This is a genomic window from Vibrio sp. R-1, from assembly GCF_035615595.1.
Lineage (GTDB): Bacteria > Pseudomonadota > Gammaproteobacteria > Enterobacterales > Vibrionaceae > Vibrio > Vibrio cholerae.
In genome coordinates, this window is the sequence record NZ_WPDC01000038.1 from 1 (window position 1) to 26,987 (window position 26,987).

A 26,987-nucleotide genomic window follows, 5' to 3' on the forward strand; every position below is an offset into this window, starting at 1 on the left:
ACCATCCACGGTTTTTGCCAACGCATGCTGACGCAAAATGCGTTTGAATCGGGCAGTCGCTTTGAAAATGAGTTCGTCACCGATGAAAGTCGCCTCAAAGCGCAAGTGGTGGCCGATTATTGGCGAAGACAGTTCTACCCTTTGCCCATTTCACTCGCGAGCGAAGTGCGCCGCTTATGGCCGGCACCTGCTGCGCTGTTGGCTGAGATTGCAGGTTATCTTTCTGGGCCGCCAGTCAAACTGACCACGCCTTTGATGGAAGGGGATTTGGCCGCGCTGCAACAAGCGCAGATAGCGCGCATTTGCGAGATTAAGCAGCACTGGTTAGCGGAGCGAGAGGAGATTGAGCCCGCCGTAACTGGCTCTGACCTGCACAAAAATAGCCAAAATGCGCTGCTACGTCGTTTGCCGATTCTGGATGCTTGGGCGCAAAGTGAAACGCACGATCTGCACGTGCCGTCAGAGCTTGAAGAGTTCACCCAAAGCGGGTTGCTTGCCAAATCAAAGAAAGGCAATCCGCCACAATTAGCGCTGTTTGAACGAATAGAAGCATTTTTTGCTGAGCCTGTGTCACTCAAAACACCACTTTTGGTGCATGCGATTCATCACTGTCGTCACTGGTTGGCGAAAGCCAAATCCACCCATCATTGGCTTTCGTTTGATGACTTACTGACTCAACTCAGCGCTGCGCTCGATAATGATGAGCAAGGGCTATTGGGCGAGCGGATCCGCTCGCTGTATCCGGTGGCGATGATCGACGAATTCCAAGATACCGACCCGCTGCAGTACAGCATTTTCAGTCGGCTGTATCTGGACCATCCGCAGTGTGGCTTGTTGATGATCGGCGACCCGAAACAGGCGATTTACGCCTTCCGTGGCGCCGATATTTTTACTTACATCAAAGCGCGCAATCAGGTGAGTGCACACTACACCTTGGGTACGAATTGGCGCTCCAGCGCGGCTATGGTGGCGGCTGTGAACCAAGTGTTCAGCTTTGCGACGCATCCGTTTATTTACAGTGATGACATTCCCTTTCAGCCCGTGGCGGCAAGCCCTGGTGCTGATAAACGCCATTGGTCACTGGAGGGGCAAGTACAACCAGCCTTGACCTATTGGTGGCCGGAAGATCTCGATAAACCACAAAGCAAAACCGATTACTACGCGCAAATGGCCGAGGCGTGTGCGGCGCAAATTCAGCACATTTTGACTGCTTCGGCCTCTGGCGCGGCAACCTTTCATCGCGGCGAGGCGATTGAAGCGGGCGATCTGGCGGTGCTGGTGCGTACCGGTAATGAAGCGCGCATGGTGCGTGATGCGCTCAGTCAGCAAGGCATCGCCAGTGTTTACCTTTCCAACCGTGACAGCGTGTTTGCCAGCGATGTGGCGCAAGATATTGAACGCTTGCTGCTCGCCGTGTGGCAGCCAGAAGATGAACGCTTGCTCCGTGCGGCCATCGCCTCGAATCTGTTTGCGTTAACCGCCAGCGAGCTGGATGCGCTGAATAACGATGAAAACGAATGGGAACAGTTAATTGCCGAATTTCGTCAATATCGCCGCTTGTGGAGCGAGCGCGGCGTATTGCCGATGCTGCGGGCGGTATTAACTCAGCGCCACATCGCCGAGCGTTGGCTGACGGAAAGTGAAGGTGAGCGCTGGCTCACCGATTATCTGCACATCAGCGAACTCTTGCAGCAAGCGACGCGTGAGATCGATAGCGATCAGGGCTTACTGCGTTTTCTGACTCAGGCGATGGCGGATGCTGCCCAAGGATTGGGGGGCAGTGATGAGCAGATCCAGCGTCTCGAATCTGAGCGGCGTCTGGTGCAGATTGTCACCATCCACAAATCAAAAGGGCTTGAGTACCCGCTGGTGTTTTTGCCGTTTGTGATGAGCTATCGCGAGAGCAGTGAAGGCAAATATTACGATACTGAATCGGCCACTACTTGGGTCGATTTAACCGGCAATGAAGAGGCGTTAGCCAAAGCCGATCAAGAACGTTTGGCAGAAGATTTACGCTTGCTGTATGTGGCGCTCACTCGCGCAGTGTATGGCTGTTTTATTGGGATTGCGCCGCTGCGCAACGGCAATTCGAGCCAAGAGCCGACCTCGGCGCATCGTAGTGCGATGGGGTTTCTGCTGCAAGATGGTCAAGAAGGTGGTATCGCGGATCTGCAGCAAGCGCTGCTTAAACAGTGTGAAAACTTGCCAGATGTCGTGCAATGCCCGCCACCGAAGCGTTTCGAACAAGCGTATCAGCCACCCCAATTGGACGAGCGAGAGCTGACTGCCCGTGAGTTAAGCCAAGCGATTGATCGCCGCTGGCGAGTGACCAGTTACTCAGGCTTGGTGATGCAATCAAGTCATGCTCGTCACGATCCTTTGCAAGAGTTTCCCTTGCTTGAAGTGGGCGGTTTTGATCTTGAGAGCGCGCAAGAGCGTGATGGCGCGGCGCTGGAATCTGTCGAGCGCTCGATTTTCAATTTCCCGCGTGGTGCACGCCCTGGCACGTTTTTGCATTCGCTGTTTGAAGAGGTGGATTTTCAGCAATCGGCGCACAGTGAACCCAATACTAAAATCATCCTTGATTTGATGGAAAGTGAGCAGATTGAAGCCGAGTGGCTGCCGGTGTTGCAACAGTTGGTTGACACCGTATTGAGCACGCCACTGGATGGTAAAGCGCTGCGCTTACAACAAATTATGGCCGCCCAGCGTCTGACCGAGTTGGAGTTTTTACTGCCAATCGAAGTGTTGGATGCGCCAACCCTGAATCGCATCACCCAGCGCCATGATCCGTTTTCGGCACAGGCGGGCGATCTCGGTTTTCACTCAGTACAAGGCATGCTCAAAGGCTTTATCGATCTGGTGTTTCAATATCAAGGGCGCTATTACGTGCTGGACTGGAAATCCAACCATTTAGGTGACGATCCAGCGGCGTATCATCCACAGCGTTTGGGCTGTGCGATGGCCGATCACCGCTACGATCTGCAATACCAAATTTACGCGTTAGCGCTGCATCGCTTTTTGCGCAGCCGTTTAGCCCATTACCATTACGAGCAGCATTTCGGCGGCGTGTTTTATCTCTTCTTACGCGGGATGGATGGGCGCACTGATCAAGGTGTGTTCCATACCAAGCCAAGCTTGGCCTTGTTAGATGAGTTGGATGGATTGATTGCAGGGCGTGAATTGGCACAAAGAGCGAGTAAAGCTGGGCAGATGGAGCTTGATTTATGATGTTTTGGGATAGTGAAGTAGCGAAACGTCTGCTGGCACAAGGCGCGCTGCGTCCTTTGGATGTGCAGTTTGCCCGCTTTATTGGTAAACAAGCCGCATTGGCAGGGCACAACGCTGCAGAAAGTGAGCTTTTGAGTGTACTGAGCGCGGCGCTCAGTGCAGAACTTGGGCGTGGACACATCTGTTTGCCACTGTGGGATGCACAGGGTAATCGTTGCGATCTAGCGGCGCTGATTGGCCTTTATGGTGAAGCGAGTTTGCAGCACAGTGAACGCTGGTTAGCGGTAGACTGGCAAGCCTTACTGCAAGCCTCGCCGTTGGTGGGGCAACAAGGTGAAGCTGTGCCGTTAATGTTTGATGGTGCAAGGCTCTATCTGCATCGCTACTGGTATTATGAAAAGCAACTGGCGGCGCGATTGACTAAGTTGGCCGCACCCCAACGTTTAAGCCCTGCTGAACTGGCTAACTTGCGTGAACGCCTGAATACCTTATTTGCCCGCGACTATTTAGGCTTGTGGCAAGCACTACAACAAAAGCCGCTAAGTTCGGTCGAGCGGATTCAACTGCTGAATGATCGACTGGATGTGGTGAAGTCGGATGCGCTGGATTGGCCAGCGATTGAAGCTGTGGTCGAAAAAGCGCAGCGTGCGGCGGATTTGCAAGCTTTAGAGCAGCTTATTCCGCTTACTCACTGCTTAAACTGGCAAAAAGTGGCGGCGGCCGTCGCGCTGACGCGCCGTTTTGCGGTGATATCCGGTGGGCCGGGAACCGGCAAAACCACCACAGTGACCAAGCTTCTGGCGGCGCTGATTAGCCAAAGCATGGCGCAAGGTAAAGTGCCAGAGATCAAATTGATTGCTCCAACCGGTAAAGCCGCGGCACGCTTAACCGAATCGATGGGTAAAGCGGTGAGTCAGCTGGCGATAGAGCCTGAGATCGCCGCGGCGATCCCAAGCACTTCCAGCACCATTCACCGTTTGCTTGGCGCGATTCCGGGTAGTGCTGAATTTCGTCATCACGCCCGCAATCCACTCCATCTTGATCTGTTGGTGGTCGATGAAGCGTCCATGGTCGATCTGCCTTTGATGGTGAAACTGGTCGAAGCGTTGCCGAAGCACGCTCGTTTGATTTTGCTCGGCGATAAAGATCAGTTGGCCTCGGTAGAAGCAGGGGCGGTGCTTGGTGATATTTGTACCTTCCTGAACCAAGGTTACGGCAATGAGCAGGGCGCGCAGTTGGCTGAACTGACTGGGTTTGCCTCTTTGCGCCAAACTGCCAGTAAGACGGTGAATCCGGTGGCGGATTGCTTATGTATGCTGCAAAAAAGCTACCGTTTTGATGCGCGATCTGGCATTGGTCAATTGGCGAAAGCGATCAACAGTGGATCTTCGGCGCGCGTTGAAGCGGTGTGGCAACAGTCGTTCAGCGATATTGAACATTTTGCCCTTAGTGGCGAGCATTATCAGCAACTGCTGCAAACCTTAGTGCAGGCTTATCGTCCTTATCTGAATTTGCTCAATCAATCGACTGAGCAATTTGAGTCGACAAAGCAAACCATGCTCATACTTGCCAAATCAGCACTTGATGCGTTCAGTCGCTGCCGATTGCTTTGTGCGCTGCGTGAAGGCGATTTTGGAGTGATGGGGCTGAACACTCGTATCGAACGGGCGTTGAATGCTCACAAGCTGATTAAAACGCAAGAAGAGATCTGGTATCACGGGCGGCCGATCATGGTCACGCGTAACGATCATGGCTTGGGGTTATACAATGGTGATATCGGTTTGTGTATGCGCGATCGTGAAGATGAGCAGGGCAGACTGAAAGTCTATTTTGAGCTGCCGGATGGCAGCATCAAAGCCGTGTTACCGAGCCGAGTCCCGCAACATGAAACCGCGTATGTGATGACCATACATAAATCGCAAGGCAGCGAATTTGATTTAACCTTGCTGATTTTACCGCCGGATTACAGTCCGATCCTGACGCGTGAGTTAGTTTACACGGGGATCACAAGGGCTAAAAAACAGCTCAAATTGTATTGTGATAATCAAATATTGCAGCGGGCAATTAAAGTGAAAACCCAACGGGCGAGTGGCTTAGTGGCAAGGTTGGAGCAGTAAATGCTCCGCCATTCCGTGGCGGCACAGCGTTAAAGGTTGGCAAAAGCTTTAGTAAAGGTGATGCTGCGGATCTGGTAACGTTCGCGAGATTGGATCAGAAACGTTTTGAGATTATCACTGACGGGAAATACGCAGTGTACATCAAGCCCTGATAGGAACTCGGCGTCAGCCATGTCCCAAAAGCTTTGTAGAGAGTTGCAAATAACAGTTTTCATAGACGATTTTGCTCTTAGATACGTAATGTACTCATAAAAGCAATCCATGCGTGAATTGAGAAAGATCTCAAGCGTCAAATCCTGACTCGATAATTGAACAACATTTAATCAAACGCGCGCATTCTACCGATCTCTCTCACAAAATAAAAGCGAAAATCGAAGAAAAAAGATGCAACAATATGCATCTTTTGTTCACTTCTGTTCACACGCTTTTCAACCTGTTGAATTTAAAGCTGCAGCATCAAAATTTTTGAGCGGCGTTGGTAGTTGTATAAGCTCTTTTTCGCCATCGGTAGCGCTTCGACATCGACTTCATTGAAACCTTGCTCACGGAACCAGTGTGTGCTGTGAGTGGTTAGCACAAATAGGTGACGAATGCCCATTTGCTTGGCTTGATGCTTGCTGTGCACCAATAAATGCAATCCACGGTGGCCATCACGGTATTCGGGATGAATCGCGACACAAGCCATCTCAGCCATGCGTTCTTCTGGATAAGGGTAGAGTGCCGAGCAACCAATCACTAAACCATCTTTGTCGATGATGGTGAATTTATGGATCTCTTGCTCCAACTGTTCACGAGAACGGCGTACCAGAATGCCTTGTTCTTCCAACGGACGAATCAAATCAAAAATACCGCCGATATCATCAATCGTGGCTTGGCGGATCTGCTCCGCACTCGCCATTACGATCTGGGTGCCGATACCATCAAACGAGAACAGCTCTTGGATTAATGCACCATCTTCTTTGTAACTCACCAAGTGACTGCGCGGCACACCCGCGCGGCAGGCTTTTAAAGCGGCGCGCAAAAAACGCATGGTGCTGAAACACTCTTCATCATCTGGCGCGCACTCTTGCTCCATGTTTTTGACTAGGCGTTCAACATCGCTTGGGAAGAGTTCGGCAATCGCGTTGCCTTTGGTATCGATGATCCCTTGCTGTGGGCAAAAACCGATCAGCTTGTCGGCTTTAAGTTTTATCGCCACTTGGGTCGCCACTTCCTCAGAAAGTAGATTGAAACACTCACCAGTGACAGAGCTAGCAATCGGGCCAAGCAGCACAATCGAGCCTAAATCCAACATGCGGTTGATGCCTTCCACATCAATCCGGCGAATGCGCCCGCTGTGGCAGTAATCGACACCTTCATCTATACCTAGTGGTTGAGAGATGATGAAATTGCCGCTCACAACGTTGAGTTGAGTGCCCGCCATTGGCGTATTGTTGAGGCTCATTGAAAGACGCGCAGTGATCGCGTGTTGTAGTTGTCCGGCGGCTTGCATCACTAAGCCGAGTGAGGATTCATCAGTGATCCGCACACCTTTGTGGTATGGCGTATCACGTTGATTTTTTTCAAGGATTTGATTGATTTGTGGCCGAGCTCCGTGCACGAGTACCACTTTAACGCCAAGGCTGTGCAGCAGAGCGATATCGCTGATGATGTTAGGAAAATTTTTATCGGCAATCGCTTCTCCTCCCAGCATAACGACCATGGTTTTCCCACGGTGGGCATTAACGTAGGGCGCTGACTGGCGAAATCCTTTGACGAGAGCGGTACTGCGAATTTTCACGGCTGAACATCCTTGGTGTTTAAATATGCGCAAATAATGACTTTTTATTCTTTGTTGGGCAAGTGGTTTTTTATATGACCGATAGAATCCTTGGTTTATTGCAGACCCGTTTATTGCAAGCCCTATGGGGCAAAATAAATGGGATGTAAAGCAGAAGGATGACAAAAGTATGAACAGTAAGGTTGAACGCTGCATCAATCTGTATGAGCAGTGCAGTTAATGGTGCAAAGCCTCGCCCCAAGAGGCTGGATAAAGTGAGATAAGCGGTATGGCAAAAACGGAAAGCAAAAGTAAAGCCTTGAGTAAAGAGCGTTTACTGCTCTTGATCGCGATTTTAGGCACCTCCTACGTTTTGATGCTGTACAGCAACATCTTTGGTCGTCTGCAAGAGCAGTGGTTTCCTAAGTCTGAGCTGTATGGGATATGGGTTGAGCAGAATGTTGCCCCTTATGCGGCACAAAAAATCACCATTGGCACTCAAGGTATTGTGCTGAATGGGCGTTTAGTCACCACCCATTTTAACTACGATGGCGCTCGACTCGAATTTACGGTGAATGGGCAGCCGTATCAGTTTGAGATCATGCTGGAGAAAAAGCAGATGAAACAGCGTTCGTCCGCTAACTATCAGCCGGTTTATCAATTGTCAGAAAAAGTAAAAAATAATCGCTATTAATCAAACGCCAATTGCACTGTTTCACTGACTTTGTCATGCTCTTGGCAAACATAAACCATGGATCTCTTTTGTGAGTAAACGTCTTCTTTCTCTCGCCAGTTTGGCACTGCTGTTTGGTTGTGCTCAGCAACCTAACGATCGTGCTCAGCAATACCAACAACAAACTTTTCCACACATTTTGAATCGTGCCGATGTGGTTGAATCCAATAAGCCGCGTGACTATACCGAATTCAGCAAACAGAGTGAGTTGGTCGTGCAAGGATCAGCCTCCATGGCCAAGATCTATCGACCGCTGTATGAACAACTGAATGAGTGGGTTCTGCAAAGCGGAGATCCTGCCACTTTAGCGCAATTTGGTATTCAAGCAGCGCAGTTAGGTGGTGGGGATAAGCAAGGTAACGTATTGTTTACTGGCTATTTTTCCCCTGTGATTGAGCTGCGTCATCAACCCGACAGCGTGTTTAAATATCCGGTTTACGGCTTGCCAAAATGCAACAAAAACTGCCCCACTCGAGCGGAGATTTACCAAGGTGCGCTGGAAGGTCAAGGCTTAGAATTGGGTTATGCGGAGAACTTGATCGATCCTTTCATCATGGAAGTGCAGGGCAGTGGCTTTGTTCACTTTGGGGATGACGATACTTTGGAATACTTCGCTTACGCGGGTAAAAATAACAAGGCTTACGTCAGCATTGGTAAAGTGTTGATTGAACGCGGTTTGGTTGAGCGCGAGAAAATGTCGCTCAAAGCGATCAAAGATTGGGTGCTGGCCAACGATGAAGCAACCGTACGTGAACTGCTTGAGGAAAACCCTTCCTTCGTATTTTTCAAACCCAGCGCCGCGGCACCTGTGAAGGGCAGCGCCGGGATTCCTTTATTGCCGATGGCATCGGTTGCAGGGGATCGTTCTATCCTCCCAATGGGGACGCCGATTCTAGCGGAAGTCCCCCTGCTGAATGCCGATGGCACTTGGTCTGGCGCACATCAACTGCGTTTGTTGATTGTGCTTGATACAGGCGGTGCTGTGAAACAAAACCATCTCGACTTGTACCACGGTATGGGACCACGTGCAGGGTTAGAAGCGGGGCACTATAAGCACTTTGGCCGAGTGTGGAAACTCGGGTTAGAAAACTCGCCTACCCAAGCACCATGGGCATTGCCGCCGGAAAAACAGCAATAGTTTTTCCTGATATTGTGCCGGTAGCAAACTGGACATTTTTGTGAAGAGTGCGTATAAATCGCACTCTTTATTTTTCAGCTAGAGTGGAAATGTGGTTATGCGTGAACTCGATACTCCTGCCTCCGACAGTTACAACCAACGTTTTGGTGGTACGCGCCGTTTGTATGGTTATAACGAAGTCGACATTTTACGTGCCGCGCACGTGTGTGTGATTGGGATTGGTGGTGTCGGTTCATGGGCGGTAGAAGCTCTGGCGCGCACTGGTATTGGTGAGTTGACGTTGATTGATATGGATGATGTGTGTGTCACTAACATCAACCGTCAAATCCATGCCATGACCGGGACGATTGGCAAAAGCAAAATTGAAGTGATGGCGGAGCGCGTTAAGCTCATCAATCCAGAGTGCAAAGTCAATTTGGTGGATGACTTCATCACGCCGGATAATCAACATCTTTATCTCAATAAATCGTTTGATTATGTGTTGGATGCAATTGATAGCTTGAAAGCCAAAGCTTCTCTTCTGGCTTACTGCCGCAGCAACAAAATAAAAGTGATCACTGTAGGTGGTGCGGGCGGACAAACCGATCCAACGCAAATCACCGTGGCCGATTTGACCAAGACGATTCAAGATCCACTGGCGAAAAAGCTCAAAGATCGCCTGCGTCAGCACCATAACTTCCCAACCAATCCAGCGCGTAAATTTGGAATTGATTGTGTGTTCTCGACCGAGCAACTCAAATACCCACAAGCCGATGGTTCGGTATGCGCGACCAAATCAACCGCAGAAGGTCCAAAACGTATGGATTGCGCCAGCGGATTTGGCGCTGCGACGGTAGTGACCGCGACGTTTGGTTTTGTCGCGGTGGCGCGCATCGTCGATAAACTGATTCAAAAGCATAAAGTGAAGGTGTGAGGGCATGATGAGTCCATTTCCCGCTCATCCCTTTGGTGATGACATTAATGCACAAACCGTCTTAGAAACCATGCAAACATTGCACGGTTGGGAAGACCGTTATCGCCAGATCATCCAATGGGGCAAACTGCTGCCTGTGATGCCAGAAGCGCTGAAAAGTGAGCAAGTTCTTGTCTCGGGCTGTGAAAGTGAAGTCTGGCTAGTGGCAGAGCAGCAAGGTGAGCAGTGGTTTTTCTGCGCTGATTCCGATGCGCGGATTGTGCGCGGTTTGATTGCGATTGTGTTGGCGGCACTGAATGGCAAAACGTCTGCAGAAATTAGCGCGTTTTCTATGGATGACTACTTTGCCGAGCTTGGCTTGCTGGCGCATTTAAGCCCATCACGCGGTAATGGGTTGCAAGCGATTGTGGCGACGATTCAGGCCAAAGCGCATCACTAACGACATACTTTTTCCAAGCAAAAGAGCCTCATAACTCTGAGGCTCTTTTGCTATCAGTTCTGCCGATGTTTACAGTAAATCGACCGCTTTATGGATGGCGGCGATCAAGCGTTCCACCTCTTCTGCGCTGTTGTACACTCCGAAAGAAATTCGCACCGTCCCTTTTACGCCAAACGCATCCATCAAAGGATGAGCACAATGATGCCCCGCACGAACGGCAATTCCTTGTTGATCGAGTAAGGTGGCGAGGTCTTGATGATGTACGCCATCCATCACTAAGCTCAGCACACTGGCGTTAGGCTGATAACCGAGCACGCGAATATCATCGATTTGCGAAATAGCTTGGTAAGCTTGCTGTTGCAGTTGGTGTAAGTGCGCTTCCACGGCGGCTCGATCAAGACTTTGATACCAGTCAATCGCGGTGGCCAGAGCAATGGCACCTGCCACATTCGGCGTGCCTGCTTCAAATTTTCCGGGCAAGCCGGTAAAGGTTGTACCATCAAACGAGACCTTTTCAACCATCTTGCCGCCGCCATGCCAAGGTGGCATGGCTTCTAAAAGCGCCGTTTTGCCGTACAACACACCAATCCCTGCTGGCGCATACAGCTTATGGCCCGAGAATACATAGAAATCCGCATCCAGCGCGCGAACGTCTACGGTTTCATGGACTATGCCTTGAGCGCCATCGATCACCACAATCGCGCCTTGTTGATGTGCGGCTTGGATGACTGCTTCAATCGGCTGGCGAGTTCCCGTGACATTGGTGATATGGGCTAGGGCAACGATTTTGCAGCGTGGTGACAGCAATTGCCGAAAGGCAGCAAGGCCAAATTCACCCGTTGTTGTCATCGGGATTTTGACCACTTTCGCGCCCGTTTGCTCAGCGACCATTTGCCACGGCACGATATTGGCGTGGTGTTCAGTTTCACTGACCAGAATCTCATCGCCAGCTTGTAATGTGCTGCGGGCATAACTTTGTGCAATGAGGTTGAGTGCTTCGGTAGCACCGCGCGTCCAGATAATATTTTTGCTGCTTGGCGCACCAATAAATTGCGCGACTTGCTCACGCGCGCCTTCAAATTGGCTGGTGGCTTGCGCCGTCAAACTGTGGCTACCGCGATGTACATTGGCATTGTGCTGGCTGTAGTAGTGGCTGATGGCATCAATCACACATTGTGGTTTTTGTGTAGTGGCCGCACTGTCGAGATAGACCAGCGGGTTACCGTTGACGATTTGTTGCAGCGCCGGAAACTGCGCGCGGATTGCATCAAGATTGAGCATCAATAAAACCTGAAAGTTCGGTCAGTTGTTGAGGATGAAGAACCATGGGGGCGGCAACGTGTTGCGCCAATTCCACGCCTGCGAGCAGTGCAATCATGGCGAGCGCAAACTCCAGCGCGGTGCCTGGCCCTTGGCTGGTGAGTAAATGTTGCGTGGCATAATAACAGACGCGCTGACGACTCAGACGCTCTGAAGGAATATGCTCAAAAAAGTTGGGGTGACAAGTCATGCGTGCGCCGACAAATTTCTGCTGTTTGGCGAAAACCAGTGCAGGTGTCGCGCAAATCGCGGCAACCAGTTTGCCTTGTTGTGAGAATGCATCAATCTGTGCAAGTAGCGGTGTACTATCGGCAAAAGCTTGCGCTCCGCCCACACCTCCGGGCAGTGCCAGTGCATCAAACGCTTCTGCCGAGCACGCTTCAAGCGTCTGCTCTGCCGTCAGCCAAACACCCCGTGAGCCTTGCACTTGTAACTTGTCACCGACCGCTGCCATGGTGACCTGAAATCCTGCGCGCACCAAAGTATCGACGATGATGACAGTTTCCATCTCCTCGCTGCCATGGGCGACGGGGACGAGAATTCGTTTGTTCATGCCTTGCTCCAACTCTGCTCTAAGGTTTTGATTTGTTGATATAACTCGCTGTTTACCGGAGTTGCAATGCCATGCTGTTCGCCTTTGCGTACTACGTAACCGGTAATAAAGTCTATCTCGGTTGGACGTCGGTGGAAAACATCTTGATGCATGGAAGAGAGATTGGCCGCCGTAGCTTGGATAACTTGATAAACCCCATCACGCAGTGCTTCAGCCTCACCGCTTATCGCTTCTGCCTGCATAACGGCTGTCACCTCATCTAAAATGGCACTGATGATCGGCGTAAATTCAGGTGCAGCTAATGCACCGTTGGCGCATTGATGAATCGCGGTTAGCGGATTTATCGCGCAATTCACCGCGAGTTTGCGCCACAAAGCCTGTTGGATCTCTGGATTCCATGTCACTGGAGCGAGTGCGTGATTAAAAACGTCTGCGATAAAATCACAACGTGCACCGAGGGCATTAAAAGGACCCACTTGGGTTTGGCCAAATCCCGTATGACTCACTTGGTTGAGCGTGGCTTTTAGCGCGCCATGAGTGGTGGTTGCAAACAATACCGGAAAGTGAGTCAAAGATTCGCTTATGGCTTCAACGGCGCCCATACCATTGTGCATAAATAGCAAAATGGTTTCTCGATTCAGATGGGGGAGAAGGGGCAACAGAGCGGCTTCCACTTGCCAAACTTTGACGGTGATCAGCAGTAAATCGGCGTTGGCTAGAATCTCTAAACTTTGATTGCTGAACAGTACAGGCTCGCTATCGTCTAGCTGCAGCTCTAATGTTGGCTGAGATTGACGGCTCCAGAGTGCCACTTGGTGACCAGCACGATGCAGATGCAGTGCCCACAGAGAACCGACCGCACCCGGGCCAAGCACAACAATGTTCATCTCTATCCCCAATCGAAACTTAATGCGCCAAGGATAGCGAGGGGAGTTTTGAAAGCAATAAAAAATGGCGCGAAGTCGCGCCATTTTTACTGTTTAGGCTCTTTTCCTGTTTAGGAAGGAGCGTGCAGATGTCTACAATTAGAACTTGTAAGTTACTGCTACGTAGTGGCCAACGCCTGAAGAGTCAGCAACGGGTGCCCATGGTAGAGCTTCGCCATCTTTGAAACCGTATACGTTGTTGTAGAGTTTCAGGCCGTAACCCACCGCGAAGCGATCTGAGTGCCAGTAGAGTCCGTTAAACATCGCACCGCCGTTGCTGCTTTGGTATTTTGCATCATCTTTCATACCGAATTGGTAATCGATATAACCTTGGTAAGAGATGAATGAACCGTTCTCAAAGAAGTAGAAAGGTTTGAACCAGTTAGTCGAGATCTGGAAACCGTTCCAATCTTTTTGGTTTGAATCGTAAGTACCGTATAGGTTCAGGCCAACTTTGCCAAACCATGGAACCATGACGTCTGAACCCAGACCGACTTTTTGAGTGTTAACACCTGAGTTACCGCCCCATTCCATTAGAGTTGCAACGTACAATTCTTGAACTGGGCCGAAAGACAGATCTTTGCCAGTCAGAGCATCCAGAGACATACGTGGTGCAAACTTCATGAAGATTTTTTCTGCGCCGTTTTTGTCGCTGCCTTTATCTGAGGTCAGGTTGAACACGTCAACGTAACCGTACAGATCAAAAATGCCAGAACGACCGCCAAATTCCATCTCTAAGTAATCGTGAGTAGATTCTGGACCTGCACCTTTCTCATCGATAGCACCCATCAGGTTAAATTGCATCCACTTGTAATCGTTTTTGTGGATATCGCCATCTGAGTAGTCAGCGGCCAGAACAGGTGCTGAAGTTGCTGCCAATAGGCTTAAAGCAAGAAGTGATTTACGCATAAGGGGAACTCTCTGTAAGTGTGTTGTGTATGGCGGCCGCATAACTGCAGCTCGTTCAACTGGCGGGCATAATAACGATAAAAATCGCAATTAAAAGTGATAAGAAGTGCAAAATTAAAGGCATTGAGTGATGGAAATCACACCTTTATTAATTAATTTTGAACTTATTTTGTATTTCACAATTTTGCATTTTTATTGTGATCTTAATCGCTTTGGTTGCGAGTTGACTAAACTTATACGCTAATCGATAAACCAACAAATTCAGTGAGTGATCGACGAATGAACTCTTTTCGTATACCTAAGTAAATTTATGAAAAGGAGTGAGTAATGGAAGAGATAATGTTGTTTCCACTTAGCTCCGTCGTACTTCCTGAAGGGAAAATGAAGCTGCGAATTTTTGAACCGCGCTATCAGCGTATGGTCGCTCAGTGCAGTAAAACGGGCAGTGGATTTGGTCTCTGTTTGTTCGATAGTAAGTCGAATAAAAATGCAAACGAATTATCTGAGTTTGGGACTTTAGTCAAAATCGTTGATTTTGAAACGTTAAGTGATGGTTTGCTTGGGATCACAGTCGTCGGTATACGACGTTTTGCGATTCGCAAAGTTCGGGTTGAATATGACGGTTTGCGGATTGCTACAGTACAGTGGTTTCCGGATTGGCCAAGCCAAGAATTGTTAGAGCGGGAGCGTTTCTTAGGCGAGCAATTGCAGGAAGTCTATCGGCAATTTCCACAAATTGGTGAGTTGCACAGTTTGTGCTTTTTTGATGATGCGAGCTGGGTCTGTCAACGCTGGCTAGAACTGCTACCTTTAAGCAAAGGACAGTTTGATGTGCTGGTTGGGCAGCGAGATTGCCATGCTGCCTTAGCTTTTTTACAGCGTACCATTGAGTCGCACCTCGACACGTGAACAATTTGCTTGTGACGAATGATCTCAAGTGGTAACACTGACGTATAGGCTTACTAGGGTGTTCGCCTGAGCCATTAAGGATGAGTTTATATGTTTAATCCATCACCTCATACGTTTGGCCGCCAAGAGTGGCTAGAGTGTATGGAAAAAGTTAAAAGCAGGGACACACAGGCTTTTGCTCTGGTATTTAGCTATTACTCGCCGAAATTGAAGCAGTTTGTGATGAAGCATGTCGGTAGTGAACAGGTAGCGTTGGAATTGGTTCAAGAAACCATGTCAACCGTATGGCAAAAAGCCAGTCTGTTTGATGGGCAGAAAAGCTCTCTCGCGACTTGGATTTACACCATAGCGCGTAACCTAAGTTATGACTTGCTACGTCGACAAAAGGGGCGTGACGCTTATGTGTTGGCCGATGATATTTGGCCGGAAGATTATTGTCCTCCTGATCTGGTTGATCACTACGCACCGGAACAAGATCTGCTCAAAGAGCAGGTGATGAAATTTCTCGACCGCCTGCCAGAAGCACAGCAGCAAGTGATCAAAGCGGTCTATTTAGAAGAAATCCCCCAGCAAGATGTGGCCGACATGCTCGACATTCCACTCGGCACTGTGAAATCACGTCTACGCCTTGCGGTAGAAAAGTTAAGATTATCAATGGATGCGGAGTCCTTATGAGTTATCACCCTAATTATGCTTTACTCGCAGCCTATGCTGAGGGCGGTCTTGATTCTGCGCATGGTTTGGCGATTTCTGCTCATTTGGAAATCTGCCCACATTGTCGTGACTTGGTGCATGAGATTGAGGCAGAACTTGGTGAGTTACTCAATCAGCAAGCGGCTTCTTCTGTCGCCTTGTCAGACGATGCCAACTGGCAAGCGATGTTCGATTCGATTGTGGCCTTGCCGCAGCAAGCGGCATCGAACACTCCCGTTAAAACCACACCGGTAATGGTGACGGTAAACGGTAAGCAGATTGCGATTCCCAAAGTCTTAGCGCGTTTGGTTAAACCTGAGCAGCAGTGGCGCAGCTACGGTGGCAAAGTGTTCAGTTTGCCTTTGCAGTCGGAAGATAATGTACGGATGAATCTGATGTACATCAGCCAAGGGGTTTCTATTCCTCAGCACACCCATAAAGGGTTTGAGTCGACCTTGGTGTTGCACGGTGGTTTTAGTGATGAAAATGGTCATTACGATGTGGGTGATTTTATGCAGCATGATGGTCAAATCTGCCATTCGCCAAGCACACCGCAAGATCAAGACTGCCTTTGCTTAACCGTATTGACTGAGCCTATGGTCTTTACCCAAGGGGTAGCGCGGATCTTTAACCTGTTTGGCAAGGGACTTTACCCGTAACCGTTGATGAGCCTGAAAATAAACAAGGGAGCGATGAAGCTCCCTTGTTGGTTTCGTGAAGGGTTTATTTGGTGAATGGTGTGCGCCTTACTGGATGATTTTATCCTCAGGCGGTAACTCTTCTTTATGTTGCTTCGCGTTTTCCAGCATCTTAGTGAAGTCATGACGTAGCGAGTAAAGCATGATCAAACTCGGGATCACCATTACCGCGGTCAAAATGAAGAACAGTGACCAGTCGTTCAGAAAATCCGCTAACTCACCACTAAACGAAGCGATAGTGGTTCTGCCTAAATTACCTAATGAAGCCAGCAACGCGTATTGCGTGGCGGAAAAAGCCTGTCCAGTCATTAAGGTGAGGAAGGAAACAAAGGCTACCGTTGAGAAGGCAGAAGTGAAGTTATCGACGAAGAGAGTCGCTAAAAATAGGTGTTCATTAGGACCGACTTTGGCTATCCAAGCAAACATCAAATTACTGGACGCCATGGCGATACCGCCAATCATTAATCCTCGCACAATACCGAACTTGATATTGACTAAGCTGCCAAGCAAGGTGAACAAAATGGTGATGCCCCAACCGAGTAGCTTAGAGTAGTAGCCAATCTGTTCATTGCTAAAGCCAATTTCTTTGTAAAAGGCAATCGACATGCGTCCTAAGAAGGCTTCGCCGATTTTGAACAGAAAGACAAACAGCAGCAGTGTCAGCGCAACACGAAAACCATTACGGCGGAAAAAGTCGATAAACGGCTCTAAGACCGTGACGGTTAACCAACTAAGCACCGGATTGCTGACAACCTGTTGGTGGCGTTCTTCAGCTAGTTGCTGTAATTGATCCCGCTGAGTGTGTGGCTCACCCACTAGCAAGGTAAACAACATCAATAAGCCAACCACTCCCGCCATAATGTAGTAAACGCCATTCCAGCCGATGCTATCGGCATTGACGAAAGCGAAGTAGCCGGGAAGCGAGTAACCCGTCCACCAACCGACGACCGCCATGGCAGATGCTTGTGGCAATTTGGTTGATTCACTCTTTGGGAAGGTATCAATCCGGAAGGCATCGACAGCCACATCTTGCGTCGCCGAGGCAATCGCAATCCCCAAAGCGAACATGGAGGTCAGCATAAGATTGTTGGCAGGGTTAACGCCTGCGATCAGTAACGTACAGACTAGAACAATGGATTGGCAGAAAAAGATCCAGCTTCGGCGCTGACCAAGCATCGAATGCAGAATGGGTAACTTGACTCTATCGACCAGTGGTGCCCAGAGAAAGTTGATCGCGTATACCGCAAACACACTGCCAAAATAGCCGATGGCAGCGCGGCTGAGTCCGGCATCTTTCAGCCAACCTGTCATGTTGGAACCAATCAATACCCATGGGAAGCCGCTGGCACAACCCAGCATAAATACCCAGAGCAAGCGTCGATCAAAATAGCTAACAATAAGTTCTAGCCAAGAATGGGACCGGGGTTGCTGAACCATAACGAGTCCTTTTGCATGTGATTATGATGATTGCCGCACTCCCGAGTTCAGGAGTGCGGTGAGGCAGTTTAAGGTAAGCGAGTGACTTTATTAATGACGATGGGTGTGACAGGAACGTTCTGCATTCGACCTTTATTTTGAGTCGGTTGCTGAGCCATTTTTTCAATCACATCAAACCCTTCGATCACTTGACCAAACACCGCATAGCCCGGCGGCTTTGCGGCATAGTTCAAGAAATCATTATCCACCAAGTTAATGTAAAACTGTCTTGTAGCCGAATTCGGGTTTTGCGTACGAGCCATGGCAATGGTCGCGGTATCATTACGCAAGCCATTGCTGGCTTCATTCTCGATCGGGGCGTAAGTCGGTAGCTGATTAAGATAAGCATCAAAGCCCCCTCCTTGCGCCATAAAGCCTGGGATCACGCGATGAAATTGGCTGCCAACATAGCTGCCGTCATCCACATAGCGTAAGAAATTCGCAACCGAGATCGGTGCTTTTTCTTGATTCAGCTCGATCGTGAAATTGCCGAGTGTGGTTTCCACTGCGACTTTGGGACCCGCCCACACGCAACTGCTGACCAGTGCTACGGTTGCCAATAGCCATGACTTAGCCATTAAAGCGCTCCTGCATGTAGTTTTGCAGCTCGGCATCGTTAGCGATCTCTTTAAGCACAGTGTTGATCACGTCATTAAGCACGGTTTCAATTTCATCGTTAGAGGCACTGAGAACGCCAGTACGCTTTGCGGTGCCTGTGTAGCTTTTCACCAACTTACCTCTTGGTGTTTCAGCCGTGATTTCCAATACTACGCTGCCATCCATTTGGTTTTCCATGATCGAATGCTTCACGGAGACCAAAAGTTCTTGGATTTCGAGAGTGATGGTGTTTTCACTATTGACGCTGAGACGGAAACCTTGCGATCCAAACTGTTCAGCCAGTGCGTTTTCTAGCGTAATGCGCACATTTTGGCGTGGATGAATGGGCTCAATATTGTTGCGGCCACTATCGACTAAAGCCACATATTGCGCTGAACGCACATCTTTGCTGACCAGCGAAAAGCTGCTGTTATTCACAATCGCATTTTGGCTTAATGCCGCTTGAGGGTTAACGTTGATTTGACTCTGCTGAGGAGCAGAACAAGCGGTAAGTAAAGCGATTGAAGCCGCAAGAACCAGTTTTTTCATGGTTAATTCCTTTCGTTTTATTGTGCACACAGCCGCAAGGCTCAAGATTTAATAGCTTGTAAGATAACAAATTTACTGTTGTTGGCGATCACTCTAACATGACTTTTACCAAACAATCTTGCCAGTTTTACATCGTAGCCGAGGTGGCGATTGCCGATCACCCATAATTTCCCGCCTTTTTTCAGAACATGCTTTGAGTCACAGAACATTTGCCACGCGATGTGATCCGTAATGGTTTGCTGTTGATGGAACGGCGGATTACACACAATCATTGAACTGCTGTGCGCTGGGAAACCATCCAGACAGTTGTTGGCGATACAGTGAATATCTCGTTTACCGAGATTGTCGTGTAAGTTTTTTTGTGCGGAGGCGATCGCCATAAAGCTTTCATCAACACAGGTGATCTTCGCTTGTGGGTTTAATTGTCCGAGACGAACCGATAACACTCCATTGCCACACCCAAGATCAATAAAGTCTTCCAGAGTCGGATCGGCTGGCAAATTCTCAAGGATAAATCTGGCACCCAGATCTAAACTTTCACCCGAATACACATTTGGTAAGTTAGTGAGGGTGATAGCATAGGGCTCAACGCTCCAACTGCATTCAGGGTTAACCTCATTAGCGGGATTCACCGTCGCAGAACTGAACACTAAACGATGTTTTTTCCACGCCAGCGAAGTTGTGGTGGGGCCTAGATGCTTTTCAAACAGATTCAAGGTTGATGTATGAATCTCCTTCACTTTATTCACCGCAATGATCGGGATGTTCGGCGAAAGGGCTTTACGCAGTTGGCTCAGGATCCACACCAGATGACGATTACTCTTGGGCAGTTGCAGTAGCACGACAGAGGCATCATTAGGGACCGGAGCCAACGTCGTCAGTAACTGAACTGGCGGACGCTGATTTTGCTGCAAATTCGCTTGAGTCGCTTGATGGGCAATGTAGGAGTCACTCATCATGCTGACTTTATGTTTTTGACTAAACCAACAACTTAAAGTGCCGAAATGGTCATTAATGATCACTATGTGGCTAGATTCTGGGAGGGCGAGTTGTTCCACATGCTGGATGAGGTACTCATCGCCGGCATCCCAAGCTTGCAAAGTTTCGTTATTGCGCTTTGGGAAACGATGAAGAGTGAGCGTCTGCTCAAGCAAAGTAAGCTCAGTTTTCATATTGCTCGTGTTTCTAGTAAATTGACGGCGCATTGTCTCAGATGGCAATAAAACAGCAAATGAAAACCTAGGTTTTTGCATTTTTAGCCACACGCAAGACCTGCTATGGTCTATTCTCAATTTGTCATGTTGTCGACACTCAAGTGTTCAACAAGGAAAGCAATATGATTCAAGATGTTATTGAAAAGAAGCTGAGTGATGAATTTCAGCCCGAGTTTCTGAAAGTGATTAATGAAAGTGATATGCACAACGTGCCGCGAGGTTCGGAGAGTCATTTTAAGGTCACTGTAGTGAGTGAACGCTTTGCCGGCCTGCGTCCTGTCGCTCGTCATCGTTTGGTCAATCAAACCTTGGCGGATGAGTTAGCGAATCATATCCACGCGCTCGCCATTCATACCTACACGGCTCAAGAGTGGCAGCAAATGAATCAGGAAAGTCCAGAAAGCCCAATGTGTTTGGGGGGCTCGCGCAAAAGCGCTCAATGATAGGTTTGATACCTATAACGCTTGATTGGATTTTGAGCAAATTATTAACACGGTTTAAACAAATGAGTTCGAATATTTCAGGTTATGCAGGGGTTTAGTGGCTTAAGTCAGTCAATAGGCCCACATAAAATAGGCCTTAGTGAGTTTGTGCGATGCTTCAAAAATATGATGATTTCTTAGCCTTTCACTTCGGATTCGTTTGAAATTAAACAGTGATTCAGGGCATTGGTCATGGCATCAAGTTCCCAAAAGATGCTAGACTACAGCACCTGACAAATCCCCCACATGATTTGTGATGGGATTTTTAAAAGGATGTTGCGATTTTAATGGTTCAAGCCATTAAAAACGGACACAAACAATGTCGTGTCTACCGAGGTAAGGATTCCGCTAGCGTTGTTCAGTTGTAAGGACAAGGCAAACGGAGTGCGCCTCGAATTTGCGCAATGAAAGAATCTTTTTCCCGATAAAAGTAGTGCAAGTGCGTATGATTACAATAAAAAAGGGATTGGACCTTCCTATCGCAGGAACTCCTTCCCAGGTGATTAGTGATGGTAAAGCCATCAAAAAAGTCGCCTTGCTTGGCGAAGAGTACGTTGGCATGCGTCCTACTATGCATGTCCGCGTAGGTGATGAAGTAAAAAAAGCTCAGATTCTTTTTGAAGATAAGAAGAATCCGGGTGTGAAATTTACTTCACCAGTCAGCGGTAAAGTGGTTGAAATCAATCGTGGTGCAAAACGCGTTCTTCAGTCTGTAGTGATTGAAGTGGCGGGTGATGACCAAGTGACCTTCGACAAGTTTGAAGCCAATCAATTAGCCAGTTTGAATCGCGATGCGATCAAAACTCAGCTGGTTGAGTCTGGTCTTTGGACTGCTTTCCGTACTCGTCCGTTCAGCAAGGTTCCAGCCATTGATTCCACTTCTGAAGCCATTTTTGTCACTGCTATGGATACCAATCCGTTGGCAGCTGAGCCGACCGTTGTGATCAATGAACAATCTGAAGCCTTCGTTGCTGGTCTAGATGTGCTTTCCGCACTGACAACTGGCAAAGTGTACGTTTGTAAAAAAGGCACCAGCTTGCCACGTTCTCAACAGCCGAATGTTGAAGAACATGTCTTTGACGGCCCACATCCTGCAGGCTTAGCTGGCACTCACATGCATTTCCTCTATCCAGTAAGTGCAGACCACGTGGCGTGGAGCATCAACTATCAGGACGTGATCGCAGTAGGTCAACTGTTCCTGACGGGCGAGCTATACACCCAGCGTGTGGTTTCTCTTGCCGGCCCGGTGGTGAACAAACCTCGTTTGGTTCGCACTGTCATGGGCGCATCACTAGAGCAACTGGTGGACAGCGAAATCATGCCTGGCGAAGTACGCATCATCTCTGGCTCTGTGCTGTCTGGTACGAAAGCCACTGGACCACACGCTTATCTTGGTCGTTACCACCTACAGGTCTCTGTTCTTCGTGAAGGACGTGATAAAGAACTGTTTGGTTGGGCGATGCCGGGTAAGAACAAGTTTTCTGTGACTCGCTCTTTCCTTGGTCACCTATTCAAGGGCCAAGTGTACAACATGACCACAACCACTAATGGTAGTGATCGATCTATGGTTCCAATCGGTAACTATGAGAAGGTCATGCCACTAGATATGGAGCCAACCTTGTTGCTTCGTGATCTGTGTGCTGGTGACAGTGACAGCGCGATTCGCTTAGGTGCTTTAGAGCTGGATGAAGAAGATCTAGCACTGTGTACGTTCGTTTGCCCGGGCAAATACGAGTACGGTCAGCTCCTGCGTGAGTGCTTAGACAAGATCGAGAAAGAAGGGTAATTTCCATGGGCCTTAAAAAGTTTCTTGAAGACATCGAGCATCATTTTGAGCCAGGCGGCAAACACGAGAAGTGGTTTGCCCTGTATGAAGCAGCGGCGACGCTCTTCTATACACCAGGTCTGGTAACCAAAAGAAGCTCGCACGTTCGTGATAGCGTTGACCTAAAACGTATCATGATCATGGTTTGGCTTGCCGTGTTCCCTGCAATGTTCTGGGGTATGTACAACGCTGGCGGCCAAGCTATTGCAGCACTTAACCATCTGTATTCAGGTGATCAACTCGCGGCGATTGTGGCGGGTAACTGGCACTACTGGCTAACCGAAATGCTTGGCGGAACCATGTCAAGCGATGCTGGTTGGGGCAGTAAAATGCTGTTGGGTGCAACCTACTTCCTACCTATCTACGCTACGGTGTTCATCGTCGGTGGTTTCTGGGAAGTGTTGTTCTGTATGGTGCGCAAGCATGAAGTCAACGAAGGTTTCTTCGTTACCTCTATTCTGTTTGCTCTGATTGTTCCGCCAACTCTGCCTCTGTGGCAAGCCGCACTGGGTATAACCTTTGGTGTTGTGGTTGCGAAAGAAGTGTTTGGTGGTACAGGCCGTAACTTCCTTAACCCAGCGTTGGCTGGCCGTGCTTTCCTGTTCTTTGCTTACCCAGCACAGATCTCAGGTGACCTAGTATGGACTGCAGCAGATGGCTACTCAGGCGCAACTGCGCTGAGCCAATGGGCACAAGGTGGTGCAGGTGCACTGATTAACAACGCGACTGGTCAAACGATCACTTGGATGGATGCTTTCATTGGTAACATCCCAGGTTCAATTGGTGAAGTGTCTACTCTGGCACTCATGATTGGTGCGGCGTTCATTGTTTATATGGGCATTGCTTCATGGCGCATTATTGGCGGCGTGATGATTGGTATGATCCTGCTGTCGACACTGTTTAACGTGATTGGCTCAGATACCAACGCAATGTTCAACATGCCTTGGCATTGGCACCTAGTATTGGGTGGTTTCGCATTCGGTATGTTCTTCATGGCGACTGACCCAGTTTCTGCGTCCTTCACCAATAGCGGTAAATGGGCTTACGGTATTCTGATCGGTGTTATGTGTGTGCTGATCCGTGTTGTGAACCCGGCTTACCCAGAAGGCATGATGCTGGCGATCCTATTCGCGAACCTATTTGCGCCACTGTTTGACCATGTGGTTGTAGAGAGAAATATCAAGCGGAGATTAGCGCGCTATGGCAAGCAATAACGATAGCATTAAAAAGACGCTGTTTGTTGTTATCGCGTTGAGCCTAGTGTGCTCAATCATTGTATCGGCAGCGGCTGTCGGTCTGCGTGACAAGCAAAAAGAAAATGCGGCATTAGACAAGCAGAGCAAGATCCTGCAAGTGGCTGGCATTGAAGCGAAAGGCAGTAAACAAATCGTTGAATTGTTCAATAAAAGCATTGAACCACGTCTGGTTGACTTCAACACGGGTGACTTTGTTGAAGGCGATGCAGCTAACTACGATCAACGTAAAGCAGCGAAAGAAGCCTCTGAATCTATCAAGCTGACCGCTGAACAAGATAAAGCGAAGATCCAACGTCGTGCGAATGTTGGTGTGGTTTATCTGGTGAAAGACGGCGACAAAACCAGCAAGGTGATTCTGCCTGTACACGGTAACGGCCTATGGTCGATGATGTACGCGTTTGTAGCAGTAGAAACTGACGGTAACACGGTTTCAGGTTTGACCTACTATGAACAAGGTGAAACACCGGGATTGGGTGGCGAAGTTGAAAACCCAGCTTGGCGTGCTCAATGGGTCGGTAAAAAGCTGTTTGATGAAAACCACAAACCTGCGATCAAGATTGTCAAAGGTGGTGCACCTCAAGGTTCAGAGCATGGCGTAGACGGTCTGTCTGGCGCAACTTTGACCAGTAATGGCGTACAAAACACCTTCGACTTCTGGTTGGGTGATATGGGCTTTGGTCCATTCCTGACAAAAGTTCGTGACGGAGGTCTTAACTAATGTCTAGCGCAAAAGAGCTGAAAAAGAGTGTGTTAGCCCCAGTTTTGGACAACAACCCGATTGCATTGCAAGTTCTGGGTGTGTGTTCTGCACTGGCGGTAACCACTAAGCTGGAAACGGCATTTGTTATGACGCTAGCGGTAATGTTTGTTACTGCATTGTCTAACTTCTTCGTTTCTCTGATCCGTAACCACATTCCTAACAGTGTGCGTATTATCGTGCAAATGGCGATTATCGCTTCGTTAGTTATCGTGGTAGACCAGATTCTGAAAGCGTATCTGTACGATATTTCTAAGCAACTGTCGGTATTCGTTGGTCTGATTATCACCAACTGTATCGTAATGGGTCGTGCAGAAGCGTTTGCAATGAAGTCTGAACCAATTCCTTCTTTCATTGATGGTATTGGTAACGGTTTAGGATACGGTTTCGTGCTGATGACGGTTGGTTTCTTCCGTGAGCTTTTAGGCTCAGGTAAGCTATTTGGCTTGGAAGTTCTGCCTCTGATCAGCAACGGTGGTTGGTATCAGCCAAACGGCCTGATGCTACTCGCACCTTCAGCATTCTTCCTGATCGGCTTCATGATTTGGGCGATTCGCACGTTCAAACCAGAACAAGTAGAAGCGAAGGAGTAAGGTTGTCATGGAACATTATATTAGTCTGCTGGTGAAATCGATTTTCATCGAGAACATGGCACTCTCTTTCTTCCTAGGGATGTGTACATTCTTGGCGGTGTCGAAGAAAGTTAAGACATCATTCGGCTTAGGTATTGCGGTAATCGTAGTACTGACTATCTCTGTACCAGTTAACAATCTGGTGTACAACCTTGTGCTTAAGCCAGATGCACTGGTTGAAGGGGTAGATCTTAGCTTCCTGAACTTTATTACCTTTATCGGTGTTATTGCGGCATTAGTACAGATTCTGGAAATGATCCTCGATCGCTTCTTCCCGCCTCTGTATAACGCACTGGGCATCTTCCTTCCGCTGATCACAGTAAACTGTGCGATCTTCGGTGGTGTGTCTTTCATGGTGCAGCGCGACTACAGCTTTGCTGAATCAGTGGTATACGGTTTCGGTTCTGGTGTGGGTTGGATGCTGGCTATCGTCGCTCTTGCAGGTATCCGTGAGAAGATGAAGTATTCAGACGTTCCTCCAGGTCTGCGTGGTTTAGGTATTACCTTTATCACGGCTGGCTTGATGGCGTTGGGCTTCATGTCTTTCTCTGGTGTTCAACTGTAAGTCGGGTAAACCGCAGCAATAAAGGAATAGTTAATGTCTACTATTATTTTTGGTGTAGTGATGTTTACCCTGATTATACTGGCTTTGGTTCTGGTGATTCTGTTCGCCAAATCCAAGCTAGTACCAACAGGTGACATTACAATTTCTATTAATGGCGATCCTGAAAAAGCGATCGTAACCCAACCGGGTGGTAAGTTGCTGACTGCACTGGCAGGCGCTGGTGTATTCGTATCTTCAGCTTGTGGTGGTGGTGGTTCATGTGGCCAATGCCGTGTAAAAATCAAATCAGGTGGCGGTGATATTCTGCCGACAGAACTGGATCACATCAGCAAAGGCGAAGCCCGTGAAGGTGAGCGTTTGGCGTGTCAGGTTGCTGTAAAAGCAGATATGGATCTGGAACTGCCAGAAGAGATCTTTGGCGTGAAGAAGTGGGAATGTACGGTTATCTCTAACGATAACAAAGCCACTTTCATCAAAGAGCTGAAGCTTGCGATTCCTGATGGTGAATCAGTACCATTCCGTGCGGGTGGTTACATTCAGATTGAAGCGCCTGCGCACCATGTTAAGTACGCCGATTTTGATGTACCTGAGAAATACCGTGGTGACTGGGACAAATTCAATCTGTTCCGTTATGAGTCTAAAGTGGATGAGCCAATCATCCGTGCATACTCAATGGCGAACTACCCTGAAGAGTTTGGCATCATCATGCTGAACGTGCGTATCGCGACTCCGCCGCCAAATAATCCAAATGTGCCACCAGGCCAAATGTCTTCTTACATCTGGTCACTGAAAGCCGGTGATAAATGTACGATTTCTGGTCCGTTCGGTGAGTTCTTCGCGAAAGACACGGATGCAGAGATGGTATTTATCGGTGGTGGTGCGGGTATGGCGCCAATGCGTTCGCATATCTTTGACCAACTGAAGCGTCTGAAGTCTAAGCGTAAGATGTCTTACTGGTACGGTGCACGTTCTAAGCGTGAAATGTTCTACGTGGAAGATTTCGATGGCTTAGCGGCTGAGAATGACAACTTCGTATGGCACTGTGCTCTGTCAGATCCTCAACCAGAAGATAACTGGACAGGCTACACCGGTTTCATCCATAACGTACTGTATGAAAACTATCTGAAGGATCACGAAGCTCCAGAAGATTGTGAATACTACATGTGTGGACCTCCGATGATGAACGCGGCAGTGATCAACATGCTGAAAAACCTAGGTGTAGAAGAGGAAAACATCCTACTGGATGACTTCGGTGGTTAATCGATAACTCGCTACACTGCGATGGCTGGCTCGTTC

Annotated in this window: 26 protein-coding genes; 16 read left to right on the forward strand and 10 right to left on the reverse strand. The window is 48.7% G+C overall.

Annotated elements, in window-relative coordinates; translation table 11 throughout:
• Both recB and recD read left to right on the forward strand, forming a co-directional pair.
• Positions 1-3,231: exodeoxyribonuclease V subunit beta (gene recB, locus GOU96_RS09975; protein ID WP_324701956.1), on the forward strand; the 3,231-nt coding region annotated here is incomplete at its 5' end.
• Positions 3,228-5,348, forward strand: a complete 2,121-nt coding sequence (gene recD, locus GOU96_RS09980) for an exodeoxyribonuclease V subunit alpha (RefSeq protein ID WP_267780868.1) — start codon at positions 3,228-3,230, stop codon at positions 5,346-5,348. The genes recB and recD, both read left to right, overlap by 4 nt.
• A 29-nt stretch (positions 5,349-5,377) precedes the next feature.
• Here recD and GOU96_RS09985 read toward each other — a convergent pair whose 3' ends face one another.
• Both GOU96_RS09985 and argA read right to left on the reverse strand, forming a co-directional pair.
• On the reverse strand, positions 5,378-5,563 hold the full coding sequence (locus GOU96_RS09985; protein ID WP_029627461.1) for a hypothetical protein: 186 nt from the start codon (positions 5,561-5,563) through the stop codon (positions 5,378-5,380).
• Between the two features lie 227 nt (positions 5,564-5,790).
• Complete coding sequence (gene argA / locus GOU96_RS09990) at positions 5,791-7,128, reverse strand: amino-acid N-acetyltransferase (RefSeq protein ID WP_000702689.1); 1,338 nt, start codon at positions 7,126-7,128, stop codon at positions 5,791-5,793.
• Positions 7,129-7,396: 268 nt separating this feature from the next.
• Between argA and GOU96_RS09995 the strand changes: the two genes are divergently transcribed.
• From GOU96_RS09995 to csdE, 4 genes are all read left to right on the forward strand, one after another.
• Entirely contained in the window at positions 7,397-7,801 is a 405-nt protein-coding gene (locus GOU96_RS09995; RefSeq protein ID WP_001140306.1) for a DUF2850 domain-containing protein, read from the forward strand.
• A 70-nt stretch (positions 7,802-7,871) separates the two neighbouring features.
• Positions 7,872-8,978 carry a murein transglycosylase A gene (gene mltA, locus GOU96_RS10000; protein ID WP_000044382.1) on the forward strand — a complete coding sequence of 369 codons (1,107 nt, stop codon included), beginning with the start codon at positions 7,872-7,874 and terminating at the stop codon, positions 8,976-8,978.
• A gap of 97 nt (positions 8,979-9,075) precedes the next feature.
• Complete coding sequence (gene tcdA, locus GOU96_RS10005; protein WP_267780866.1) at positions 9,076-9,891, forward strand: tRNA cyclic N6-threonylcarbamoyladenosine(37) synthase TcdA; 816 nt, start codon at positions 9,076-9,078, stop codon at positions 9,889-9,891.
• Between the two features lie 7 nt (positions 9,892-9,898).
• Positions 9,899-10,330 carry a cysteine desulfurase sulfur acceptor subunit CsdE gene (gene csdE / locus GOU96_RS10010; RefSeq protein WP_181712572.1) on the forward strand — a complete coding sequence of 144 codons (432 nt, stop codon included), beginning with the start codon at positions 9,899-9,901 and terminating at the stop codon, positions 10,328-10,330.
• Between the two features lie 69 nt (positions 10,331-10,399).
• Here the strand turns inward: csdE and csdA are convergent, their stop codons facing one another.
• The 4 genes from csdA to GOU96_RS10030 all read right to left on the reverse strand — a co-directional run bounded on the left by csdA (position 10,400) and on the right by GOU96_RS10030 (position 14,038).
• The gene (gene csdA / locus GOU96_RS10015) at positions 10,400-11,611 is read right to left on the reverse strand and encodes a cysteine desulfurase CsdA (protein ID WP_000933159.1); all 1,212 of its coding nucleotides are present in this window, start codon (positions 11,609-11,611) and stop codon (positions 10,400-10,402) included.
• On the reverse strand, positions 11,598-12,203 hold the full coding sequence (locus tag GOU96_RS10020) for a DJ-1 family glyoxalase III (protein WP_267780864.1): 606 nt from the start codon (positions 12,201-12,203) through the stop codon (positions 11,598-11,600). Before GOU96_RS10020 ends, csdA begins: the two co-directional genes overlap by 14 nt.
• A complete protein-coding gene (panE, locus tag GOU96_RS10025; RefSeq protein WP_267780862.1) occupies positions 12,200-13,090 on the reverse strand; it encodes a 2-dehydropantoate 2-reductase in 891 nt (296 codons plus the stop codon). The genes GOU96_RS10020 and panE overlap by 4 nt, the downstream gene beginning before the upstream one ends.
• A gap of 138 nt (positions 13,091-13,228) precedes the next feature.
• Complete coding sequence (locus GOU96_RS10030) at positions 13,229-14,038, reverse strand: outer membrane protein OmpK (RefSeq protein ID WP_084981809.1); 810 nt, start codon at positions 14,036-14,038, stop codon at positions 13,229-13,231.
• 327 nt (positions 14,039-14,365) lie between these two features.
• Between GOU96_RS10030 and GOU96_RS10035 the strand changes: the two genes are divergently transcribed.
• The 3 genes from GOU96_RS10035 (at position 14,366) to GOU96_RS10045 (ending at position 16,299) form a co-directional block, all read left to right on the forward strand.
• Positions 14,366-14,947: an LON peptidase substrate-binding domain-containing protein gene (locus tag GOU96_RS10035; protein ID WP_000391276.1), complete on the forward strand. Its 582-nt coding sequence runs from the start codon at positions 14,366-14,368 to the stop codon at positions 14,945-14,947.
• A 90-nt stretch (positions 14,948-15,037) separates the two neighbouring features.
• Entirely contained in the window at positions 15,038-15,622 is a 585-nt protein-coding gene (locus GOU96_RS10040; RefSeq protein ID WP_000483035.1) for an RNA polymerase sigma factor, read from the forward strand.
• A complete protein-coding gene (locus GOU96_RS10045; protein WP_000120276.1) occupies positions 15,619-16,299 on the forward strand; it encodes a ChrR family anti-sigma-E factor in 681 nt (226 codons plus the stop codon). Before GOU96_RS10040 ends, GOU96_RS10045 begins: the two co-directional genes overlap by 4 nt.
• Before the next feature lie 87 nt (positions 16,300-16,386).
• Here the strand turns inward: GOU96_RS10045 and GOU96_RS10050 are convergent, their stop codons facing one another.
• The 4 genes from GOU96_RS10050 to GOU96_RS10065 form a co-directional block, all read right to left on the reverse strand.
• Entirely contained in the window at positions 16,387-17,775 is a 1,389-nt protein-coding gene (locus GOU96_RS10050; protein WP_000250605.1) for an AmpG family muropeptide MFS transporter, read from the reverse strand.
• A gap of 68 nt (positions 17,776-17,843) precedes the next feature.
• Positions 17,844-18,392, reverse strand: a complete 549-nt coding sequence (locus GOU96_RS10055; RefSeq protein WP_001140219.1) for a peptidylprolyl isomerase — start codon at positions 18,390-18,392, stop codon at positions 17,844-17,846.
• Complete coding sequence (locus tag GOU96_RS10060; RefSeq protein ID WP_000737547.1) at positions 18,385-18,960, reverse strand: YajG family lipoprotein; 576 nt, start codon at positions 18,958-18,960, stop codon at positions 18,385-18,387. Before GOU96_RS10060 ends, GOU96_RS10055 begins: the two co-directional genes overlap by 8 nt.
• Before the next feature lie 41 nt (positions 18,961-19,001).
• Positions 19,002-20,132: a class I SAM-dependent methyltransferase gene (locus tag GOU96_RS10065; protein ID WP_267780859.1), complete on the reverse strand. Its 1,131-nt coding sequence runs from the start codon at positions 20,130-20,132 to the stop codon at positions 19,002-19,004.
• Between the two features lie 164 nt (positions 20,133-20,296).
• On the opposite strand from GOU96_RS10065, the gene GOU96_RS10070 reads away from it, so the two are divergent.
• The 7 genes from GOU96_RS10070 to nqrF all read left to right on the forward strand — a co-directional run bounded on the left by GOU96_RS10070 (position 20,297) and on the right by nqrF (position 26,951).
• On the forward strand, positions 20,297-20,617 hold the full coding sequence (locus GOU96_RS10070; protein WP_000613858.1) for a BolA family protein: 321 nt from the start codon (positions 20,297-20,299) through the stop codon (positions 20,615-20,617).
• A 484-nt stretch (positions 20,618-21,101) separates the two neighbouring features.
• Entirely contained in the window at positions 21,102-22,442 is a 1,341-nt protein-coding gene (locus GOU96_RS10075; protein ID WP_050395385.1) for a Na(+)-translocating NADH-quinone reductase subunit A, read from the forward strand.
• A 5-nt stretch (positions 22,443-22,447) separates the two neighbouring features.
• Positions 22,448-23,695 (forward strand): NADH:ubiquinone reductase (Na(+)-transporting) subunit B, encoded by a 1,248-nt coding sequence (locus GOU96_RS10080; protein WP_000523294.1) that lies wholly within the window; start codon positions 22,448-22,450, stop codon positions 23,693-23,695.
• Positions 23,682-24,455, forward strand: a complete 774-nt coding sequence (locus tag GOU96_RS10085) for a Na(+)-translocating NADH-quinone reductase subunit C (RefSeq protein WP_000157902.1) — start codon at positions 23,682-23,684, stop codon at positions 24,453-24,455. The genes GOU96_RS10080 and GOU96_RS10085 overlap by 14 nt, the downstream gene beginning before the upstream one ends.
• Positions 24,455-25,087: an NADH:ubiquinone reductase (Na(+)-transporting) subunit D gene (locus GOU96_RS10090; protein ID WP_000092895.1), complete on the forward strand. Its 633-nt coding sequence runs from the start codon at positions 24,455-24,457 to the stop codon at positions 25,085-25,087. Before GOU96_RS10085 ends, GOU96_RS10090 begins: the two co-directional genes overlap by 1 nt.
• A gap of 7 nt (positions 25,088-25,094) precedes the next feature.
• Positions 25,095-25,691 (forward strand): NADH:ubiquinone reductase (Na(+)-transporting) subunit E, encoded by a 597-nt coding sequence (nqrE, locus tag GOU96_RS10095; RefSeq protein WP_000401432.1) that lies wholly within the window; start codon positions 25,095-25,097, stop codon positions 25,689-25,691.
• A 33-nt stretch (positions 25,692-25,724) separates the two neighbouring features.
• Positions 25,725-26,951, forward strand: a complete 1,227-nt coding sequence (gene nqrF / locus GOU96_RS10100) for an NADH:ubiquinone reductase (Na(+)-transporting) subunit F (protein ID WP_000103964.1) — start codon at positions 25,725-25,727, stop codon at positions 26,949-26,951.
• Positions 26,952-26,987 lie beyond the last annotated feature (36 nt).